General features: G+C 72.4%; 14 protein-coding genes. 9 read left to right on the top strand and 5 right to left on the bottom strand.

All coding sequences use genetic code 11. The features are described from left to right. Positions 1 to 129: 129 nt before the first annotated feature. The 3 genes from ACFZBP_RS13895 to ACFZBP_RS13885 all read left to right on the top strand — a co-directional run bounded on the left by ACFZBP_RS13895 (position 130) and on the right by ACFZBP_RS13885 (position 4250). Entirely contained in the window at positions 130 to 942 is an 813-nt protein-coding gene (locus ACFZBP_RS13895; RefSeq protein ID WP_383442214.1) for an SAM-dependent methyltransferase, read from the top strand. Further along, positions 939 to 3074: an EAL domain-containing protein gene (locus ACFZBP_RS13890; protein WP_391412882.1), complete on the top strand. Its 2136-nt coding sequence runs from the start codon at positions 939 to 941 to the stop codon at positions 3072 to 3074. The genes ACFZBP_RS13895 and ACFZBP_RS13890 overlap by 4 nt, the downstream gene beginning before the upstream one ends. Before the next feature lie 165 nt (positions 3075 to 3239). Beyond that, complete coding sequence (locus tag ACFZBP_RS13885) at positions 3240 to 4250, top strand: alcohol dehydrogenase catalytic domain-containing protein (protein WP_391412880.1); 1011 nt, start codon at positions 3240 to 3242, stop codon at positions 4248 to 4250. Between the two features lie 42 nt (positions 4251 to 4292). Here the strand turns inward: ACFZBP_RS13885 and ACFZBP_RS13880 are convergent, their stop codons facing one another. Beyond that, positions 4293 to 5177: a LysR substrate-binding domain-containing protein gene (locus ACFZBP_RS13880; RefSeq protein WP_391412878.1), complete on the bottom strand. Its 885-nt coding sequence runs from the start codon at positions 5175 to 5177 to the stop codon at positions 4293 to 4295. Positions 5178 to 5308: 131 nt separating this feature from the next. On the opposite strand from ACFZBP_RS13880, the gene ACFZBP_RS13875 reads away from it, so the two are divergent. From ACFZBP_RS13875 to ACFZBP_RS13850, 6 genes are all read left to right on the top strand, one after another. Beyond that, positions 5309 to 5980 carry a succinate dehydrogenase gene (locus tag ACFZBP_RS13875; RefSeq protein WP_391413045.1) on the top strand — a complete coding sequence of 224 codons (672 nt, stop codon included), beginning with the start codon at positions 5309 to 5311 and terminating at the stop codon, positions 5978 to 5980. 1 nt (position 5981) lies between these two features. Next, positions 5982 to 7931: a fumarate reductase/succinate dehydrogenase flavoprotein subunit gene (locus ACFZBP_RS13870; RefSeq protein ID WP_383442227.1), complete on the top strand. Its 1950-nt coding sequence runs from the start codon at positions 5982 to 5984 to the stop codon at positions 7929 to 7931. Further along, the gene (locus tag ACFZBP_RS13865) at positions 7928 to 8674 is read left to right on the top strand and encodes a succinate dehydrogenase/fumarate reductase iron-sulfur subunit (RefSeq protein WP_391412876.1); all 747 of its coding nucleotides are present in this window, start codon (positions 7928 to 7930) and stop codon (positions 8672 to 8674) included. Before ACFZBP_RS13870 ends, ACFZBP_RS13865 begins: the two co-directional genes overlap by 4 nt. A gap of 325 nt (positions 8675 to 8999) precedes the next feature. Further along, a complete protein-coding gene (locus ACFZBP_RS13860; RefSeq protein ID WP_391412874.1) occupies positions 9000 to 9770 on the top strand; it encodes a GNAT family N-acyltransferase in 771 nt (256 codons plus the stop codon). Between the two features lie 14 nt (positions 9771 to 9784). Beyond that, positions 9785 to 10831 (top strand): 1-acyl-sn-glycerol-3-phosphate acyltransferase, encoded by a 1047-nt coding sequence (locus tag ACFZBP_RS13855; protein ID WP_391412871.1) that lies wholly within the window; start codon positions 9785 to 9787, stop codon positions 10829 to 10831. Positions 10832 to 11175: 344 nt separating this feature from the next. After that, entirely contained in the window at positions 11176 to 11370 is a 195-nt protein-coding gene (locus ACFZBP_RS13850; protein ID WP_391412868.1) for a hypothetical protein, read from the top strand. A 172-nt stretch (positions 11371 to 11542) separates the two neighbouring features. Here ACFZBP_RS13850 and ACFZBP_RS13845 read toward each other — a convergent pair whose 3' ends face one another. The 4 genes from ACFZBP_RS13845 to ACFZBP_RS13830 form a co-directional block, all read right to left on the bottom strand. Then, a complete protein-coding gene (locus ACFZBP_RS13845) occupies positions 11543 to 13879 on the bottom strand; it encodes an ATP-binding cassette domain-containing protein (protein ID WP_391412866.1) in 2337 nt (778 codons plus the stop codon). 67 nt (positions 13880 to 13946) lie between these two features. After that, the gene (locus ACFZBP_RS13840; protein ID WP_391412864.1) at positions 13947 to 14945 is read right to left on the bottom strand and encodes an MsnO8 family LLM class oxidoreductase; all 999 of its coding nucleotides are present in this window, start codon (positions 14943 to 14945) and stop codon (positions 13947 to 13949) included. 46 nt (positions 14946 to 14991) lie between these two features. After that, positions 14992 to 16377, bottom strand: a complete 1386-nt coding sequence (locus ACFZBP_RS13835) for an FAD-binding oxidoreductase (RefSeq protein ID WP_383442245.1) — start codon at positions 16375 to 16377, stop codon at positions 14992 to 14994. A gap of 189 nt (positions 16378 to 16566) precedes the next feature. After that, on the bottom strand, positions 16567 to 18240 hold the full coding sequence (locus ACFZBP_RS13830) for a LuxR C-terminal-related transcriptional regulator (protein WP_391412861.1): 1674 nt from the start codon (positions 18238 to 18240) through the stop codon (positions 16567 to 16569). Between the last annotated feature and the right edge of the window lie 53 nt (positions 18241 to 18293).

Genomic DNA, 18293 nt, shown 5'->3' with positions numbered 1-18293 from the left:
CGTCCGTGCGGCACGTGCCACAGGCAGTGACCGGGAACGGATGGTCAATTTCCGTTTCCGCTCGCTCCTTTGGCAGGCGATCAGTAGCCTCAGCTCGAACACCGGATCGCCTACGCCATGGAGAGACAGATGGAGCGTCCCGCCTGGGCCCCTCGGAGCATCGACATCTCGGTGCCCAGCGTCTCGCGGATCTACGACTACTACCTGGGCGGTTCGCACAACTTCGAGGTCGACCGGGAAGCCGGCCGCAAGGCCATGGAGTTCATGCCGGGACTCCCCAAGATCATGCAGGCGAACCGGGCGTTCATGCGCCGCGCGGTGCGCTTCGCGCTCGACGAGGGCATCACCCAGTTCCTGGACATCGGCTCCGGCATCCCGACCTTCGGCAACGTCCACGAGGTGGCCCAGGCGGCCAGCCCCGACGCCCGAGTGGTGTACGTCGACCACGACCCGGTCGCGGTCGCGCACAGCCAGGCGGTCCTCGCCGGCAACGAGAGCGCGGACATCGTCGCCGCGGACCTGCGCAAGCCCCGGGAGATCCTGACCAGTCCCCAGGTCGAGCGCCTCATCGACCTGAACCGGCCGGTGGCGTTGCTGCTCGTTGCGATACTGCACTTCGTGGAGGACGAGGACGACCCGTACGACGTGGTGGCCCAGCTGCGCGACGAACTCGCGCCCGGCAGCCTGCTGGTGCTCACGCATGCCTCGTACGAGGGAATCCCGCTGCCCGAGGAGCGGGCCAAGGGCACGGTCGACGTGTACAAGGACATCCGCAACCCGCTGATCATGCGCTCGCGCGACACCATCGCGCGGTTCTTCGAGGGGTACGACATGGTGGAACCCGGACTGGTGCCGATGCCGCTCTGGCGGCCGGACACCGCACCGGAGGACGACGATCCGTGGGCCTTCTCCGGGTTCGCCGGCGTGGGGCGTACGGCGTGAGCGCGGGGCCGGACGGGCCGGAGGACAGACTGCGCCGGTTCGCGACGATCTGGAGCCGGGCGGTCTTCCCGGTCACCTCGACGTCGTCGACCCGGCCGGAGTTCGAGGAGCAACTGCTCCCGCTGGCCCGGCGGTTGAGCGAGGCACTCAGGTCCAGGACCTTCGACGCGGACGAGGGCAAGGCGGTCGGCGCCGCCCTCGTCACCGCGCACTGCACCGACCCCGAGGCGCTCAGCCGCTCACTGGACTGCGTGGACGCCTACCTCGTGCTGTACTGCGGCACCGACGGCGACCAGGAGGACCAGCGGGCCCGCTCCGCCCGCCTCCAGCACGCCATGGCCGCCGGGTTCGCCCAGGCGCTGCGCGAACGGACGCTGGCCGAGCAGGAGGCGATCTCCGCGGCCGCCCTCAAGGCCCAGGGCGTGGTGGCCCAGGCCCTGCACGCCACCGAGGCCCGCTTCCGCGCGGTCTTCGAGGGCGCGGCCATAGGCATCGGAATCGCCGACCTGGAGGGCAACGTCCTGCAGGTCAACGGCGCCTTGCTCAGGATGTTCGGCGTCTCCGAGCAGACCATGCACGGTCGCAACGTCATGCAGTGGACCCATCCCGAGGACGCGCCGCAGACCTGGAAGCTCTACGAGGAACTCGTACGCGGCGAGCGCGAGCACTACCACGTCGAGAAGGCGTTCTCCCGCCCGGACGGCACGGTCCTGTGGACCAACCTCACGGTCTCCCTGCTGCGTGACCCCGACGGCAACCCGCAGTACCAGCTGGCCCTCATGGAGGACACCACCGAGCGCCGCCTGCTCAATCTGCGGCTGCGCTACGAGGCCACCCACGACGCGCTCACCGGCCTGCCCAACCGCACCTTCTTCTTCGAGCGCCTGGAGAAGGCACTGGGCGCCGGGGAAGGCCAGCGGTTCGGCCTGTGCTACCTCGACCTGGACGGCTTCAAGACCGTCAACGACAGCCTCGGCCACGCGGCCGGCGACCGGCTGCTCGTCGAGGTCGCCGACCGCCTCCAGTCTTGCGCCACCGCGCCCGGCGAGATGGTCGCGCGGCTCGGCGGCGACGAGTTCGTGGCGCTGACCACCGGCCCCGACACCGAGCGCGAGGTCGACGAGCTCGCCGCCCGCATCATGAACGCCCTGATCGCCCCGATCAGCGTCGACGGCCGGGAGCTGACCGTGCGCGGCAGCATCGGCATCGTCGAGGGCCCGGCCGGGGAGCGCAGCCCGGCGGAGGTGCTGCGCAGCGCCGACATCACCATGTACCGGGCCAAGTCCGCGGGCGGCAACCGCTTCGAGCTCGCCGACCCGGAGGCCGACGCCCGCGCCATCACCCGGCACGGACTGACCACGGCGCTGCCGATGGCCCTGGAGCGGGGCGAGTTCTTCATCGAGTACCAGCCGCTGGTCCACCTCGGAGACGGCAGCGTGCGCGGCGCGGAGGCCCTGGTGCGCTGGCTGCATCCGCAGCACGGCATCCTCGGCCCGGACCGGTTCATCCCGCTCGCCGAGCACACCGGACTCATCGTGCCGCTCGGCCGCTGGGTCCTGGAGCAGTCGGTGCGTCAGGCCCGCGAGTGGCGCGAACGCCTGGACGACGCCGGGCCGCTGCGCATCAACGTCAACCTGTCGCCCTGCCAGCTCACCCACCCCGGGCTGGTCCAGGACACGGTGGACATCCTGGAGCGCGCGGGCGTGGCACCCGACGCCCTCTGCCTGGAGGTCACCGAGTCGGCGTTGATCGGCGCCGACGACGATCTGCTCAAGCCCCTGCGGCGGCTCGCCGAGATGGGCGTCGACATCGCCCTGGACGACTTCGGCACCGGCTACTCCAACCTCGCCAACCTGCGCCGGCTGCCGGTGAGCATCCTCAAGCTGGACCGCTCCTTCACCCAGAGCATGCAGCAGTTCCCCGCCGACCCCGTCGACCTCAAGATCGTCGAGGGGATCGTCTCCCTCGCCCACGGTCTGGACCTCACGGTCACGGTGGAGGGCGTGGAGACCGGAGCCCAGGCCGAGCAGCTGCGGATCCTGGGCTGCGACACGGCCCAGGGCTGGTACTACGCCCGCCCGGGCCCGCCGGACCGGCTGCACCAGCTGGCGCTGGTGGACGCGACGGGCTGAACCGGGGCCGCACGGGACGGGGCCGCTCCCGCGGCCCCGCGCAGGACCGGGGCGGGCCACCGTCCGTCCCCCGTGCGGCCCGCGTACGGTCGGGGAACACTGAGGGCCCGAAGACTCGAAGGCACCGGACACCCCGGAGCCCCGCCTCACCCCCTGGAGCCCGTGATGCGTGCTGCCGTCGCCACCGGCGCGAACCTTCCGCTCGCCCTGGACACGCTCGACGTCCCCCAGCCGGCCGCCGGCGAGGTGCTGGTCAAGGTGACCGCGTGCGGCGTCTGCTTCTCCGACCTGAACCTCCTGCGCGGCCACTACCCGTTCGCCCGCTACCCCGTCGTCCCCGGCCATGAGATCACCGGCGTGGTGACCGCCGTCGGCGACGGCGTAACCTGGCCCGAGGTCGGCACCGTGGTGGGCGCCCAGTTCCTGTACGACTCCTGCGGGCACTGCGACTACTGCGTGCGCGGCGACCAGATCCTGTGCCCGCGCAAGCGCGTCACCGGCATCGTCGCCGACGGCGGATACGCCGAGTACGTGCTGCTCAAGGCCGACTTCGTCACCCCGTTGCCGGAGGGCCTCGACCCCGTGGCCGCGGCTCCGTTGATGTGCGCCGGCCTCACCGCCTTCAACGGCCTGCGGCAGGGCGGCGCCGAGGCAGGTTCCCGGGTCGCCGTCGTCGGCCTGGGCGGAGTGGGCGCGCTGGCGGTGCGCTACGCCGTCGCGATGGGCGCCCGCGTTGCCGTCGTGGGCCGCTCCCGGCGCGGCGAGGACCAGGCCAAGGCGATGGGCGCCGAACTGTTCGTCGCCACCGACGAGTCCGACCCGGCCGACGTGCTCAGGGCCTGGGACGGCGGCGCCGACCTGGTGCTGAACGCCGCCCCCTCCACCGCCGCGGCCACCGCCACCCTGGGCGGCATCGCCCCCGACGGCACGCTCCTGCTGCTCGGCTACGGCTCCGAGCCGCTCACGCTGCCCACCCAGCCCATGATCCTCAACCGTCTGCACGTGGCCGCGTCCCCGTCCGGCTCCCCGCACGACCTGCGCGACACCCTCGCCTTCTCGGCGGCCCACGGAATCCTGCCCGAGGTCACGCCGATCACCCTCGACCAGGCCCCGGCGGTCCTCGACGCGATGGCCGACGGCTCCGCACGCGGCCGCAGCGTGATCACCTTCGCCTGACGTGCCGTGCCGGGCCGGCCTGTGCGGGGGCTCATGAGCGTCTCACCGCTCCAGCAGCATCCGCTGCAACTCCCGTGCGGCCCGGGGCGGCGCCACGTCGCTGCGGTGGGCCAGCGCGATCGTACGGTGCAGGCCGGGCCGGGCCAGCGGGGTGACCCGTAGCCCCCGCCCCGACCGGGCCGCCACCATGCGCGGGACGACGGCCACCCCGAGCCCCGCCCGCACGAACCCCAGCACCGCGTCCATCTCGCCGCCCTCGACCGCGAAGTCCGGTTCGAAGCCCTCGGCGCGGCAGGCGGCCACGGTCAGCTCGCGCAGGTCGTAGCCGTGCCGGAACATCACCAGGCGTTCGCCCTCCAGGTCGGCGATGCGCACGGTGCGCCGGCCGCCGCCCGGGCGGGGCGCCTCCGGCGAGGAGACGACCACCAGGTCCTCGCGGAGCAGTTCCACGGTGGTCAGCGCGGGGGAGGGGGTCGGCAGGGGCAGGACGACCAGGGCCAGGTCGAGGGCGCCGCGGGCGAGCTCCCGCACCAGGTCGTGCGAGCCGCCCTCCTCGATCAACAGCTGGATACCGGGATAGCGGTCGTGGAAGGCCCGCAGCACGTCCGGGAGCAGGCCCGTGCACACGCTCGGGGTCGCGCCCAGCCGGACCCGGCCCCGGCGCAGCTGCACCAGTTCCTGCACCTCGTGCCGTGCGGTGTCCGCGTCGGCCAGGATGCGCCGGGCAAGCGGCAGCAGGGCCTCCCCGGCGTCCGTCAGCGTGATGTTGCCGCGCGCCCGCAGGAACAGGTCCGCGCCCAACTCCCGCTCCAGCGCCTTGATCTGCTGCGACAGCGAGGGCTGCGCGACATGCACCAGGTCGGCCGCCCGGGTGAAGTGCCGGGTCTCGGCGACCGCCACGAAGTACTGGAGCTGCTGGAACTGCATACGGCCAGCATAGGACCTGCATAGGGACAGCCTATGGAAACGAGCTGGACCATGTCTTGGACCGATGAGGCCGGGCGGCCGTAGCGTCCTGTTCCATGGCTCTGGCAACGCGGACGGACCGACGGACGTCCATGGCACGCACGGTGTGGGACTCCACCGTCGGCAAGAAGACCGTGATGGCGGTCAGCGGGCTGATCATGCTGCTGTACCTGGTCGTCCACATGATCGGAAACCTGAAGATCTTCTTCGGGGCGGGCGAGTTCAACCACTACGCGCACTGGCTGCGCACCGTCGGCGAGCCGTTCATGCACTACGAGTGGACGCTCTGGCTCGTGCGGATCGTGCTGGTCGTCGCGGTCGTCGCGCACGCCACCTCCGCGTACCAGCTCAGTCGCCGCGACATCCGGGCGCGCCCCAGCAAGTACGTGCACAAGAAGCCGCGGGCCTCCTACGCCACGCGCACCATGCGCTGGGGCGGCATCATCCTCGGCCTGTTCATCGTCTGGCACGTCCTGGACCTGACGACCGGCACCGTGCACCCCGGCGGCTTCCAGGAGGGCCGGCCCTACCAGAACGTCGTGGACACCTTCTCCACCTGGTACGGCAACACCATCTACATCGTCGCGATGCTCGCGCTCGGCCTGCACATCCGGCACGGCTTCTGGAGCGCCGCCCAGACCCTCGGCGCCGGCAACCGCACCCGCGACCGCGCCCTGAAGACCACGGCCGACGTCCTCGCGCTGCTGCTCACGGTCGGTTTCATCGCCGTACCCGTGGGCGTCATGACCGGATTGGTGAGCTGACATGTCTACCTACGCCGAGTACACGACCGGCGAACCGGTCGCCGACGCCAAAGCCCCCGCCGGCCCGGTCAACGAGCGCTGGGACAAGCGCCGTTTCGAGGCCAAGCTGGTCAACCCCGCCAACCGGCGCAAGCACACGGTGATCGTGGTGGGGACCGGGCTGGCCGGCGGCTCCGCGGGTGCCACCCTCGCCGAACAGGGCTACCACGTCGTCCAGTTCTGCTACCAGGACTCCCCCCGCCGTGCCCACTCCATCGCCGCGCAGGGCGGCATCAACGCGGCGAAGAACTACCGCAACGACGGCGACTCCGTGCACCGCCTGTTCTACGACACCGTCAAGGGCGGCGACTTCCGCGCCCGGGAGTCCAACGTCCACCGGCTCGCGCAGATCTCCGTCGAGATCATCGACCAGTGCGTGGCGCAGGGCGTGCCCTTCGCCCGCGAGTACGGCGGACTGCTCGACACCCGGTCCTTCGGCGGCGTCCAGGTCTCCCGGACGTTCTACGCCCGCGGCCAGACGGGACAGCAGCTGCTGCTCGGCGCCTACCAGGCGCTCAGCAGGCAGATCGCCGCCGGGAACATCGAGATGCACCCGCGTACCGAGATGCTCGACCTGATCGTCGTCGACGGGCGGGCGCGCGGGATCGTGGCCCGGGACCTCGTTACCGGCAGGATCGACACGTACTTCGCGGACGCGGTGGTGCTGGCCTCCGGCGGCTACGGCAACGTCTTCTACCTGTCGACGAACGCCATGAACTCCAACGCCACGGCCGTCTGGCGGGCCCACCGCCGCGGCGCCTACTTCGCCAACCCCTGCTTCACCCAGATCCACCCCACCTGCATCCCGCGCACCGGCGACCACCAGTCCAAGCTGACGCTGATGAGCGAGTCGCTGCGCAACGACGGCCGGATCTGGGTGCCGAAGGCCCGGGGCGACGACCGGCCCGCCAACAAGATCCCCGAGGACGAGCGCGACTACTACCTGGAGCGCATCTACCCCTCCTTCGGCAACCTGGTCCCGCGCGACATCGCCTCCCGCGCCGCGAAGAACGTCTGCGACGAGGGCAGGGGAGTGGGCCCCGGCGGACAGGGCGTCTACCTCGACTTCGCCGACGCCATCAAGCGCATGGGCCGGGGGGCCGTCGAGGCCAAGTACGGCAACCTCTTCGACATGTACCAGCGGATCACCGACGAGGATCCGTACGAGGTGCCGATGCGGATCTACCCGGCCGTGCACTACACCATGGGCGGACTGTGGGTCGACTACGACCTGCAGACCACCATCCCGGGCCTGTTCGCGATCGGCGAGGCCAACTTCTCCGACCACGGGGCGAACCGGCTGGGCGCGTCGGCCCTGATGCAGGGCCTGGCCGACGGCTACTTCGTGCTGCCGGCCACCATCAACGACTACCTCGCCCGCAACCCGCACCACGAGCGGGTCACCGCCGAACACCCCGTCGTACAGGAGGTGCTGGCGGAGACCGAGGACCGGCTCAACCTGCTGCTGTCCGTCGACGGCGACCGCACCCCGGACTCCTTCCACCGCGAGGTCGGCGAACTGATGTGGGAGTTCTGCGGCATGGCCCGCACGGACTCCGGTCTGCGCAAGGCGCTGGAGCGCATCCCGCAGATCCGCGAGGAGTTCTGGCGGCGCATCAAGGTCCCCGGTGTCGGCGAGGAGTTCAACCAGTCACTGGAGAAGGCCAACCGCGTCGTCGACTACCTGGAGCTCGCCGAGCTCATGTGTCTGGACGCCCTGCACCGCGCGGAGTCCTGCGGCGGCCACTTCCGTGAGGAGTCGCAGACACCGGACGGCGAGGCGGCCCGCAAGGACGACGAGTTCGCCTACGCGGCGGCCTGGGAGTTCACCGACACCGGGGCCGCTCCGGTCCTGCACAAGGAAGACCTCGTCTTCGAGTACGTCCACCCCACCCAGCGGAGCTACGCATGAAGCTCACCCTGCGCGTCTGGCGGCAGAAGAACGCCGACGCCGAAGGCGCCATGTCCACGTACGAGGTGGACGGCATCTCCTCCGACATGTCGTTCCTGGAGATGCTCGACACCCTCAACGAGGAGCTCATCCTCCGCGGTGAGGACCCCGTCGCGTTCGACCACGACTGCCGTGAGGGCATCTGTGGTGCGTGCTCGCTCGTGATCAACGGCGATGCGCACGGGCCGGAGCGGACGACCACCTGTCAGCTGCACATGCGGTCGTTCGCCGACGGCGACACGATTGATGTCGAGCCGTGGAGGGCGTCGGCGTTCCCGGTGATCAAGGATCTGGTCGTCGATCGTTCGGCGTTCGACCGGATCATCCAGGCCGGGGGGTACATCACCGCGCCCACGGGTGCGGCACCCGAGGCGCATGCCACGCCGGTGCCCAAGCCGGACGCCGACTTCGCCTTCGAGCACGCGGAGTGCATCGGGTGCGGGGCGTGTGTGGCGGCGTGTCCCAACGGGGCGGCGATGTTGTTCACGTCCGCCAAGATCAATCACTTGAATGTGCTGCCGCAGGGGGCGCCCGAGCGGGAGACGCGGGTGCTGGACATGGTGGCGCAGATGGACGAGGAGGGGTTCGGGGGGTGCACGCTCGCGGGGGAGTGTGCCACGGCCTGCCCCAAGGGCATTCCGTTGATGTCCATCACCGGGATGAACAAGGAGTGGCTGCGGGCTGCTCGGAAGGTGAAGCGGTAGCGCCGTAGGGGCCACGGTTCTGGGGCGGCTGCGGGTGCGTCGTGGCTGGTCGCACGCGGCGGAGCCGCTTATCGATACAGCCCCGCGCCCCTGAGGGTTGCAGTGGACGTTCGCCGGAAGGTGCGGACGGGCGGGGTCGGGAGGTGCTCCCCGGCCCCGTCTCGCCTTTTGGCGCGGGTCTGGCGAAGCGTTCAACCTCCGCACATCAACTCTCCTGGCACAGGTCACGCGGACGCCAACCGGCATCGGAAGAACAGGGGCGGCACCTCACACCGCTCGCCACCGCCTCCGCTCGCCGTCCCCGGCCCGTGACCAGGAGTAAGCCATGACCGGCGTACTGACCGTCGACCGTCCCCCGCAGCCCACGGCACCCACCCGCTACACCGTCGGCCTCGCCCGCGACGAGGAGGACGTACGCGCGGCCCAGCGGCTGCGGCACGATGTCTTCGCCCGTGAGATGGGGGCCCTGCTGTCCACCCCGCAGCCGGGGCACGACGTCGACGCCTTCGACGCGTACTGCGACCACCTGCTCGTCCGCGAGGAGGTGTCCGGGCAGGTCGTCGGCACCTACCGGCTGCTGCCGCCGGAGCGCGCCGCGGTCGCCGGGCGGCTGTACTCCGAGGGCGAGTTCGACCTCACCCGGATCGACGCCCTGCGCCCGAACCTGGTCGAGGTGGGCCGCTCCTGCGTGCACCCCGACCACCGCGACGGCGCCGTCATCAGCCTGATCTGGGCCGGCATCGCCCGCTACATGGTGGACCGCGGCCACGAGTGGCTGGCCGGCTGCTGCTCGATCCCGCTGGCCGACGGCGGCGCGCTCGCGGCCGGGACCTGGGACCGGGTCCAGGCCAAGCATCTGGCCCCGGAGGAGTACCGGGTACGACCGCTGCGGCCCTGGCAGCCGACCGCCCCGGCCCCCGCCACCCACACCGAACTCCCGGCCCTGCTGCGCGGCTACCTCCGCCTCGGCGCCTTCGTCTGCGGCGAGCCCGCGCACGACCCGGAGTTCGGGGTCGCCGACCTGTATGTGCTGCTGTCGATGCGCCGGGTCAACTCGCGCTATCTGCGGCACTTCCTCTCCCTCGTCCCGGCGTGACGGACGTGGCCGCCATGAGCACCCACTCCCTCGGCGCCGTACGCGTCCCTCCGGCGACCGGTCCCCAGGCCGCCCACCCCGCCGAGGCGGCGAACCTCTGGCGGCCCCACGCGCCCTGCACCCCGCAGGTGTGTGTGGCGGCCGCAGGAAGCGGCAGAGCCGTACCGCTGGCCGTCCTGCGGCTCACGGCGGTCCTGCTCCTGCTGGTCGTCGGCTTCGTGGCCATCCCCTTGAGCGGGCGGATTCCCGCTGGGCTGATCCGGCGCTGGTGCGGCTGGGTCGGGCGGGCCGCGGGCGTCCGGGTACGGATCGACGGCGGCGCGGCGCCCGACGGCGGACTGCTGCTCGTCGCCAACCACGTCTCCTGGCTGGACATCCCGCTGCTCGCCGCCGTCCGCCCGGCCCGGATGCTCGCCAAGTCGGAGATCCGGGACTGGCCTGTCGCGGGGTGGCTGACCGCCCGCAGCGGCGCCCTGTTCATCGACCGGGACCGGATCCGCGCCCTGCCCGGGACGGTGGCCCGGATCGCCGGGGCGCTGCGGGCCGGGGAGGCGGTCGCCGTGTTCCCCGAGGGCAGCACCTGGTGCGGGCGCGCCCAGGGCCGCTTCCGCCGGGCGGCCTTCCAGGCGGCCCTCGACGCGGACGTACCCGTCCAGCCGGTCCGCCTGCGCTACCGGCTGACCCGGGGCACGCCCAGCACGGCGGCCGCCTTCGTCGGCGAGGACGCGCTGCTCACCTCGGTGTGGCGGGTGGTGCGGGCACGTGGGCTGGTCGCCGAGGTCGAGGTGCGGGAGCCCATCGTGCCGGGCCGGTGCACCGACCGCCGTGAGCTGGCCCGAGCCGCCGAACGCTCCGTGCTACCGGGGCCGCATGAGCGGGAGATCCTCGCCCCAGGCGTCCAGCACCGTCCCGTGCCCCGCCCCGCGGGCCGCGGCCTCCACCCGGGCGAACAGCCGCCGCTGGACGGCCACGTCGCCGCTCGCGCAGACGCGGTCCACGTCCCGCAGCAGGGCGGCGCCGTCCCAGCCCGGCAGCGGATGGCGGGCGAGCTCCCAGCGTAGGTACCTGTTGTACGGGCGGGGCCGCCGGTCCAGGGCGAAGAGCAGCTCCAGCAGGTGGCCCACGCTGTCGGCGGCGTCGAGCCGGGCGGCGAGCGGCTCGCCGTCCCGGTCGTTCTTGACCGAGCGGTAGACGGAGTTGGCGTACGCGTCGAGCCATCCCTCGGCCGCCCGGGACGCCTCGTCGGCGCCGAGCCGTGCCTTGGCGGCGAGGATCCGCGCGATCCCGCCGTCCAGCCGGTCGAGCACGACCCGTGCCCGGGCGAGGGCCTAACGCTCGAAGCCCGGCATTCCGGCCGCCCGAACTCGGCCAGAGAGACGATCACCAGATCCAGCAGAGCCGTGCGGTGGCCGGCGAGGCGGCGCAGGTCCGTCGCCGCGCCGTCCGCGAGGACGACGTACAGATCGTGGTCGGAGTGCTCGGTGGCCATGCCGTCATGGGCCCGCGAGCCCTTGAGGACGAGGCCGACGACGGCGGGGTCGGACGTGGCGAGGGCGACGAACGCGTCGTAGGTGAGGGACTGCGGTGCGGTCATGCGTGATCTCCGTGGGAGCGGTGACGGGTATGCCTGCCGGGGCGGCCATGGAACATCCGGGCGCCCGCACGGTCCGCGACGGCACACGCCGCCGCGCGCAGGATCAACGCACGCCGCGATTCCACGAGTCACGACTGCCCGTCGCCCAAGGGGATTTCAGGGCGTCACGCCCGTCGGATCAGGGCAGCACACGCGCCAGGTACGGCGCCGTGGCGCTTCCCTCGGAGCGCGCCACCTCCGCCGGCCGGCCCGCCGCCACGATCCGTCCGCCCGCGTCACCGCCGCCGGGCCCCAGGTCGATCACCCAGTCGGCGCCCGCCACGACGGACATGTCGTGCTCGACCACGACCACGGTGTGCCCGGCGTCGACGAGCCCGTGCAGCCGGCGCATCAGCACCTCGACGTCGGCCGGGTGGAGGCCGGTCGTCGGCTCGTCGAGGAGGTACAGGGTGTGGCCGCGCCGGGCGCGCTGCAACTCGCTCGCCAGCTTGATCCGCTGGGCCTCGCCGCCGGACAGCTCGGTCGCCGGCTGCCCGAGCCGCAGATAGCCGAGGCCGACGTCCAGCAGGGTGGCGAGGCTGCGGGCCACGGCCGCCGTGTCCACGAAGAAGTCCGCGGCCCCTTCCACCGTGAGGTCGAGCACCTGCGAGATGTTCCGTCCCCGGTACGCCACGGCCAGCGTCTCGGGGTTGTAGCGTGCCCCGCCGCAGTCCGGGCAGGGCGCGTACGTGCTCGGCAGGAACAGCAGCTCCACGCTGACGAACCCCTCGCCCTGACAGGTCTCGCAGCGTCCGCCCGCCACGTTGAAGGAGAAGCGTCCGACGCCGTAACCGCGCTGCCGTGCCTCGTCGGTGGCCGCGAACACCTTGCGTACGACGTCGAAGAGGCCGGTATAGGTGGCGAGGTTGGAGCGCGGGGTGCGGCCGATGGGCTTCTGGTCGACCGAGACCAGGCGCCCGACGCCCGCCAGGTCCTCGGTGATCTCGCCGATGAGGGTGGACTTGCCCGAGCCGGACACCCCGGTGACGGCCGTGAACGCGCCGAGCGGGAACTCGGCGGTCACCCCGCGCAGGTTGTGCCGGGTGACCGGGCCGACCTTCAACTGACCGTGCGGGGCGCGTACTTGGCGTACGGCGGCGGGGGAGGCGTCGAACAGGAAGCGCGCGGTGGCCGACTCCGCGACCGTCGCCAGCTCGGCCACCGGCCCGCTGTGCAGCACCTCCCCGCCGTGCTCACCCGCACGCGGACCCACGTCGACGAGCCAGTCGGCGCCCCGCATGACGTCGAGGTGGTGCTCCACCACGAACACCGTGTTCCCGGCCGCCTTCAGCCGCGCCAGCACCGTCAGCAGCGCCTCCGTGTCCGCCGGGTGCAGTCCCGCGGACGGCTCGTCCAGGACGTACACGACACCGAAGAGCCCGGACCGCAGCTGGGTCGCGAGCCGCAGGCGTTGCAGCTCGCCCGCCGAGAGCGTGGGCGTGGCGCGGTCGAGGCTGAGATAGCCCAGGCCGAGCTCGACGACGGGGGCGATCCGCGACCGCAGGTCCTCGGTGAGGACACGGGCCGTCTCCGACGCGGCCTCGCCGTCGAGGGCGGCCGCCAGCCCGGTGAGCGGCAACGCGGCCAGCTCCGCGATCGTCCGGCCGGCGAACGTCACCGCCAGCGCCTCGGGCCGCAGCCGGCTGCCGCCGCACGCCGGGCAGGGCGCGGCGGCCAGGAACCGCTCCGCCCTGGCCCTGAGGGTCGGGCTCCTGGAGTCGGAGAACGTCTTCATGACGTACCGGTGGGCACTCATGTACGTGCCCTGGTACGGCCGTTGGATACGGTCGGCGTCGCGTACCGGGTGGACGGTGACGACCGGCTGCTCGTCGGTGAAGAGGATCCACGCGCGCTCCCCGGCGGGCAGTTCCCGCCAGGGCCGGTCGACGTCGTGGCCGAGCGCGTCGAGGATGTCCCGCAGGTTCTTGCCCTGCCACGCCCCCGGCCACGCGGCGATCGCGCCCTCCCGGATCGACAGCGACGGATCGGGGACCAGCAGTTCCTCGGACGTACGGTGCACCTGGCCGAGCCCGTGGCACGCAGGGCACGCCCCGGCCGCCGTGTTCGGCGAGAAGGCGTCCGAGTCGAGCCGCTCGGCGCCCGGCGGGTAGGCGCCCGCGCGGGAGAACAGCATCCGCAGGGAGTTGGAGAGGTTGGTGACCGTGCCGACGGAGGAGCGGGATGTCGGCGCCGAGCGGCGCTGCTGCAGGGACACGGCGGGCGGAAGCCCGCTGATCTCGCCGACCTTCGGAGCGCCGACCTGGTGGATCAGCCTGCGCGCGTACGGCGCGACCGACTCGAAGTACCGGCGTTGGGCCTCCGCGTAGATCGTGCCGAACGCCAGCGACGACTTTCCGGACCCGGACACGCCTGTGAACACGGTCAACACGTCCCGCGGAATGTCGACGTCCACGCCCTTGAGATTGTGCTCACGGGCGCCACGGACACGGACGTACGGATCGTGCGGCGAGTGCATGGGCAAAAGCTCCGGGACGGGCGGCTCGGTGGGCGCGGGGCAAACCCCGCGATCCTATGCGAAGGGATCAGGCCGTGACGATCCGGGCGAGCCCGCGATAGGACTCCACGAGGGCCGCACGGTCGTACGTGCTCGTCGTGACCAGCACCTCCTGCGCGCCCGTCTCCTTCAGCACCGTCTCCAGCTCGTGCGCGACCTGGTCCTCCGTGCCGGCGATGTGCCCGGCGAGGCCGCCCTCGTAGAAGCCGCGCTCCTTGTCGCTCATCGTGAGCGCCTCGATGCGCTCGGCGGGCGGCAGCGGCGGGAAGGTGCCGTGCGTGCGCGAGTGGGCCATCGACCAGGCCTCGGGCACGAGCAGCCGCCGGGCCTCCTCGGGCGTGGCGGCCACCGCGACGGTGCCCGAGATCACGACGTACGGCTCGCTCGCCCAGAAGGAGGGCCGGAAGCTCGCGCGGTAGTGGTCGATGCCGCGCTGCATCTTCTCCCTGTTCCGCAGGTCACCGATGACCATGGGCAGTCCCGCGCGGGCCGCGATGCCCGCTCCCTCGCCCATGGCCAGCACGAACGGCGGCACCGTCAGCCCTTCGGCGGGACGCGCGTGCACCCCTGTGGGCGAGGTGCCCCGGAACCAGCCGAGCAGCTCCTGGATCTGCGCCGCGAAGTCCTCCGCGTCCCCCTTGTCCCGCCCGAGCGCCCTGCGCACCCCGTCGGTGAAGCCCACCGAACGCCCCAGCCCCATGTCGACACGCCCCGGGAAGAGGGACTCCAGCACCCCGAACTGCTCGGCCACGACCAGCGGTTGATGGTTGGGCAGCATCACGCCGCCGGTGCCGACCCGGATGGTGCGGGTCGCGGACGCCACGGCGGCGGCCAGCACGGTCGGCGCGGAACCCGCGACACCGGGGACGCCGTGGTGCTCCGAGACCCAGACCCGGTGGTAGCCCAGCTCCTCCAGCTCCCGCGCCAGCTCCACCGTGTCGCGCAGCGCCTCGGCGTTGGTACGGCCCTCCCGGGTGCGGGAGCGGTCGAGGACGGAGAAGCGGGTCTGCGCGATCACGGAGCTCATGCAGGGTTCAACACCGCGGCGCCCCCGGGATTCCCGGCCGGCTTCCTCACGGGGCGATGTTGTGGTTCAGACGGAACACGTTGCCCGGGTCGTAGCGCCGCTTCAGGTCCCGGAGACGGGCGTAGTTCGTGCGGTAGTTGGCGCGTACGCGGTCCTGGTCGTCGCCGTCCATGAAGTTCACGTAGCCGCCTCCCATGGAGTGCGGTTCCAGCGCCCGGTGGAAGGCGCGCACCCAGTCCTTGCCGGCCTCGCAGCCCTCCCGGGTGGTCAGGGTCGGGCTGAGCGCGATCGAGTAGTCGGCGTCCCGGTAGGAGAAGGCGGTCTCCTGCGGTCCGACGCGGTGGCAGGCCCCGTCGACGGGGAAGACGATCGTCACGCTCTGGATCGAGGGCGTCGTGGGGCCGTACTCGACGAAGGTGTCGACGACCCCGTCCGGCAGTCCCTGGGTGAAGGCGCCCTTCCAGTAGTGGAACAGGCCGGGCGGCACCAGGTCGTCGAAGAGGGTGTTGATCACGGGGTAGGGCATGCGCTCCAGATGCCGGCCGAGCACCGGCCCGAGGGCGGCGACCCGGTCCCGGACCCGGTCGTCCTCGTCCCGCGGTCCGGTCCAGCAGGCGACGACGCCGCACACCGGACGACCGTGCCAGCGCTCGGGCAGGAACGGCACCGGTGGTCCGAGCCCCACGACGAAGACGGCTCCGAGCCGTTCGTCCGCCTCGGCGACCAGCTCCCGGTAGCGGCGGATCACGTCGGCGTCGAGCGGGAAGAAGGTCGGCCCGCCGAGGATGTCGGCAACCGGGTGCAGCCGGTACGCGAACGACGTCACGACCCCGAAGTTGCCGCCCCCTCCGCGCACCGCCCACATCAGGTCGCTGTTCTGGTCGTCGGTGCAGGTCAGGAAGGTGCCGTCGGCCGTCACCAGGTCCGCCGAGACGAGGTTGTCGCAGGCCAGACCGCACTGCCGGGCCAGATAGCCCATGCCGCCGCCGGTCGTCAGGCCGCCCACGCCGGTGGTGGAGACGACCCCGCCGGTGGTGGCAAGACCGAACGCGTGCGTGGCGTGGTTGACGTCCGCCCAGGTGCAGCCGCCCTCGACCCACGCCGTGCGGGTGCCAGGATCGACGCGGCTCCCGCGCATCCGCCCGAGGTCGAGGACGACCCCACCGTCACAGGTGCCGTAGCCGGGGACGCTGTGGCTGCCGCCGCGCACCGCGAGCGGCAGGCCCTGCTCGCGGGCGAAGTCCACCGTGGCCATGACGTCGCCCGTGTCGACGGCCCGCACGACGATCGCCGGCCGTCGGTCGTGCATGGCGTTGTAGACCCTGCGTGCCTCGTCGTAGTCCGGGTCGCCGGGCTCGACGAGGTCGCCGCGCACGGCTCCGCGCAGACGGTCCAGCAGCTGATGGTCGAGGGTCGGTGTGTAGGTCGCCATGGCAACCACCCGCTCTCCGTGCCTGCGTCTGTGCCTGTACGTGTACTTGTGCCTGTACCTGTGCCGGGAAGCGGCACACCACCGGTGTACGCCCGTGACGGCGGCGCTCTCATCGCCGGAACCGCCCATCGTGGCGGATCGGGCATGGGCAGAACGGCCCATGCGCGGCCCGGACGCGGCGCCCACACCTCACGCGAGGCCGTGCTGGAACGCGTACGCCGTCGCCGCCGCCCGTGAGGACACGTCGAGCTTGGCGAAGATGTTGTTGAGGTGCCGGGCGACCGTGTGTTCGCTGATGACCAGCTCCGCCGCGACGGCCCGGTTGGTGCGGCCCGCCGCGACGAGCCGCAGCACCTGGATCTCGCGCTCGGTGAGCCCTCCCGGCCGGCGCCGGCGTACCTCGGCGAGGAGGGCCGCGGCCCGGCGCGCGTCCGGCACGGCGCCGAGCTGCCGGAACGTGTGCTCCGCGGCCCGCAGCTCCATCCGGGCGCCCTCGTCGTCCCCGGCGACCCGGTCGGCCGCGGCCAGCGTCATCCGCACCCCGGCCGCCTCGTACGGCACCCGCAGCTCCAGCCAGAGCGTCAGCGCCCGGCGCAGCTCGGGCAGCGCCCGGTCGAGGTCACGGGCCGCGAAGGCCACCGCGCCGCAGGCCCACGCGGCACTCGCGTGCAGCAGGGTCGTCCCGGAGCCGCACCGCCGCTGCCAGTCCAGGGCCAGCGACCGCAACTCCTCGGCCGCCTCCCGTGCCTCGGCCGTACGGCCCAGCGCCAGGGAGATCTCCACCTGCGCCGCGAGCAGCCGGCACCGTTCGAGACCGACGGCCTCGACCGCGCCCGAGAGCGCGAGCCGCAGCGCCGTGGCCGCGGCGTCGGCCTTCCCCTGGGCCAGCCGCAGCAGGGAGAGTCCGGGCTGCGGGGCACGGCCGAGCTCATGGGTGCGGTCGTACGCCTGCTCGGCCGCCGTGAGCTCGCCGCGCCGCCGCTGGATCTGGCCGACCAGATAGACGGCCTGCGCGGCCATCCGGCGCTCGTACGGCAGCAGTTCCTCGCAGGTCCGCTCCGCCTCGGACAGGGCCTCGGGCCAGCTGCCGCGCAGCTCCAGCACCTCGACCCGGTGTACCCGGCACAGTCCGCGGAAGTTGTTCTCGGCCGGCATCGCCGCGCACCACCGCATGGCCGCGTCGGTCCACTCGGCGGCCCGTCCGAGATCGACACAGGCCATGGACTGCTGGAGGCCCAGGCAGTACACCCACCCGGTGAAGAAGGAGCTGAGCTCACCGGCCATCGCCGAGCACATCGCGTCGTCCAGCAGGTCGAGCCCGTCCCCGACGAGCCCCTGGGCCACCAGGACGCCCGCCTGCGCCTGGATGCCCATGGCGAGCAGGTCCCGGCTGCCGCGGCGCCGTGCGATGCCGGTCATGCGCCGGGCCGCGGCCATCGCCTCGTCGAACGCGCCGCGCGCCTGCGCGTCCTGCGCGTCGACCCAGGCGAGATAGCACTGCTCGACGCACTCCGGCCTGTCGTGCAGATGCCGCCGGGACCTGCGCAGCCAGCCCATGGCCAGGGAGGTGTGTCCCGCCAGCTGGTGCTCGTAGAAGAGGAGCCAGGCCATGTGCCCCGCCTGCCGGGCCGCTCCCGCGGCGACATACCCGGAGTAGGCCCGCGTCCGCTGGACGATCGACTCCTCGACCCGGCTCGTCCACCAGGCGGCGTCCGCGAAAGCGGCACAGTCGTCGGGGGTGAGGCAGCCGGGGTCCAGGCCGCTCAGCAGCCGGTACGCCTCGGCCCACGCCTCACGGGCGGCGGCGTCCCTGGCCTGCCGCAAGGTGTCCGCGGCCGCCCTGTCGATCGTCCGCTCGGTCACCACGGCTCCCTTCTCGCGCGCTGCGAGCAGGACCGGCCCACCACCAGAATAGG

Origin of the sequence: Streptomyces sp. NPDC008086, assembly GCF_042957325.1 — a bacterium.
In the GTDB taxonomy this organism is placed as follows: Bacteria; Actinomycetota; Actinomycetes; order Streptomycetales; family Streptomycetaceae; genus Streptomyces.
The sequence above is the reverse complement of the archived record's forward strand: the minus strand, read 5'-3'. Positions and strand labels throughout refer to the sequence as shown.

What these genes read in the sequence shown, in the direction of transcription:
- ACFZBP_RS13870 (WP_383442227.1), top strand. Translation starts at nt 5,982, where the DNA reads ATGTCTACCTACGCCGAGTACACGACCGGCGAACCGGTCGCCGACGCC.
- ACFZBP_RS13860 (WP_391412874.1), top strand. Translation starts at nt 9,000, where the DNA reads ATGACCGGCGTACTGACCGTCGACCGTCCCCCGCAGCCCACGGCACCC.
- ACFZBP_RS13865 (WP_391412876.1), top strand. Translation starts at nt 7,928, where the DNA reads ATGAAGCTCACCCTGCGCGTCTGGCGGCAGAAGAACGCCGACGCCGAA.
- ACFZBP_RS13875 (WP_391413045.1), top strand. Translation starts at nt 5,309, where the DNA reads ATGGCACGCACGGTGTGGGACTCCACCGTCGGCAAGAAGACCGTGATG.
- ACFZBP_RS13840 (WP_391412864.1), bottom strand. Translation starts at nt 14,945, where the DNA reads ATGAGCTCCGTGATCGCGCAGACCCGCTTCTCCGTCCTCGACCGCTCC.
- ACFZBP_RS13835 (WP_383442245.1), bottom strand. Translation starts at nt 16,377, where the DNA reads ATGGCGACCTACACACCGACCCTCGACCATCAGCTGCTGGACCGTCTG.
- ACFZBP_RS13855 (WP_391412871.1), top strand. Translation starts at nt 9,785, where the DNA reads ATGAGCACCCACTCCCTCGGCGCCGTACGCGTCCCTCCGGCGACCGGT.
- ACFZBP_RS13895 (WP_383442214.1), top strand. Translation starts at nt 130, where the DNA reads ATGGAGCGTCCCGCCTGGGCCCCTCGGAGCATCGACATCTCGGTGCCC.
- ACFZBP_RS13885 (WP_391412880.1), top strand. Translation starts at nt 3,240, where the DNA reads ATGCGTGCTGCCGTCGCCACCGGCGCGAACCTTCCGCTCGCCCTGGAC.
- ACFZBP_RS13845 (WP_391412866.1), bottom strand. Translation starts at nt 13,879, where the DNA reads ATGCACTCGCCGCACGATCCGTACGTCCGTGTCCGTGGCGCCCGTGAG.
- ACFZBP_RS13880 (WP_391412878.1), bottom strand. Translation starts at nt 5,177, where the DNA reads ATGCAGTTCCAGCAGCTCCAGTACTTCGTGGCGGTCGCCGAGACCCGG.